The following is a 1,262-nucleotide window of genomic DNA, read 5'->3' on the forward strand; positions in this document are numbered from 1 at the left end:
CAGGGTTCAGGAATAAATCCTAAAGCGAGTTTAACACATGGATCATCAAGTACAACCACTGAACCGCCATCTGCGCGGTGATATTTGAACCAATTAGCGCTCTTTCAGGCGCGTTTGCCTGTAAAGCCCTACCACACTGACGATTTAACGAACGGTTTGTCCATCGTTAAGGCTCAGCACGCTTTGAAATCTCGCTACATTCAGCCGAATGGACCGACTCATAAATACTGGTTAGTTTTCGATGTGGATACGCCCACAGCGACAATGGATTGGTACGATTTAGGAGCTCCTGCGCCCAATATCATCGCAACCAACACCGAAAACGGACACGCCCATTTGATTTATGGGCTTGAAGTATCGATCCGTACTGCACCCGATGGAAAGTCAAAACCATTACGCTATGCAGCAGCTGTAGAAAGCGCACTACGCGACAAATTAGGGGCGGACATAGGTTATGCGGGACTTATATGTAAAAACCCGTTACACGCTCACTGGCGCGTTTCTACGTGGGAAAATAACCTATACACACTGGACTGGTTAGCGGATTACCTCGATTTAAGCGCGTACAACAACCAGAAGCGACTTCCAGACTATGGTCTGGGGCGTAACTGCAATTTGTTCGAATACCTCTCTAAATGGTCTTACAAAGCGATTCGGCAGGGTTGGCCAGACTACGAGCAGTGGTTTGAATCCTGTTTTACTCGTGCAATGGGTTACAACAAACAGCAGTTCAAACAGCCATTGTCAGAGAACGAAGTCAAACATACAGCAAAGAGCGTAGCGAAGTGGACCCACAAACACTTTAGCCTGTCATCGTTCAGCGCATGGCAAGCCAAACAGGGAGCAAAAGGAGGTAAGGTTTCGAAAGGTGGCGGTAGAAAAATCAATATAGATTCAGCAAGACAGTCCAAACCTTGGCTTGATTTGGGGATCAGTCGAGCAACTTATTATCGGAAACGGAATGATGAATGAATTTACCTAACTACAATAAGGTAAAACGTGTTGCCTATTTTGTCCGTCGTGCGTCCATGACCAACTTTAAGCATTCCCTTTGCCTTTGGTCTCGTCTATTTCGACGCGACCAAAGGCAAGCCTCCAAAATAAAAATCGACAGTGGGCTCTTTCGCTTTAGCTGAGGCTAGTGTTTTGTTTAGATGCTTACTAATCAGAAATTATATTTAAGTCCTAGGTACATAGTACTAACCGACGCAACATCTGATGAGTTCTTAAGTAAACTCTGGTCATCTAAATTGCTATCTCTT

At 45.2% G+C, this 1,262-nt stretch carries 1 protein-coding gene; it reads left to right on the top strand.

What is annotated here, in order from left to right; genetic code table 11:
- The first annotated feature begins 84 nt into the window (after positions 1–84).
- Positions 85–972 (top strand): replication initiation protein, encoded by an 888-nt coding sequence (locus tag R7040_RS24495; RefSeq protein WP_169629248.1) that lies wholly within the window; start codon positions 85–87, stop codon positions 970–972.
- The last annotated feature ends 290 nt before the right edge of the window (positions 973–1,262 follow it).

Source organism: Vibrio sp. 1069 (assembly GCF_033340555.1).